1 protein-coding gene is annotated in these 628 nt (G+C 53.3%); it reads right to left on the bottom strand.

Going from position 1 to position 628, the window contains the following annotated elements; translation table 11 throughout:
• Nucleotides 1-28 precede the first annotated feature (28 nt).
• Nucleotides 29-628: lipoate--protein ligase family protein (locus tag HMPREF1627_RS00405; protein ID WP_034499989.1), on the bottom strand; the 600-nt coding region annotated here is incomplete at its 5' end.

Raw genomic sequence — 628 nt, 5'->3', positions numbered from 1 at the left:
AAATGTGCGTCATAATCATAACTATTGCCTACGGGAGGCGCTTCACCCACTCCGGTGTGGAAAACTTGGTACGCGCCCTTTCTTTAGCGGTTGCGATGTCAGTCTCGGTGATTTCACCGGGTGTCGCGTTGTACTTCGCGCGGAAGTGATCCAGGAATACCTCGATGATGTCTTCGCGCGCCATGCCGGTTTGCGACTTCATAGGATCAACGCGTTTAATCGCGGAGCGGGTACCTTTATCTTTGAGCTTTTCCTTGCCAATCCGCAGGGTTTCAAGCATTTTCACCGTGTCAATGTCGTAGGCCATCGTTACGTGGTGAACCATATACCCGTTGGCAAACCGCTTCTGGGCCGCGCCACCGATCTTTCCCTTTTCTGAAGAAATGTCGTTGAGCGGAATGTAGAAGGCCTTCACCCCAACTTTTTCGAGGGACTCCATGCACCACTCGTCAAGGAACGGGTAAGACTCTTCAAACGAAAGCCCATCAACGAGGCCGGTGGGGATCACCAGTGAGTAGGTGACACAGTTTCCCGGCTCCATGAACATGGCGCCGCCTCCGGTGACGCGGCGAGAAACCACGATGCCATGCTTCTTGATACCGTCCTCATCGATCTCGTTTGAGTACGA

This window comes from Actinomyces sp. S6-Spd3 (assembly GCF_000758755.1).
Lineage (GTDB): Bacteria > Actinomycetota > Actinomycetes > Actinomycetales > Actinomycetaceae > Pauljensenia.
Note: the sequence above shows the minus strand (reverse complement) of the source record. Positions and strands in the feature narration are given on the sequence as shown.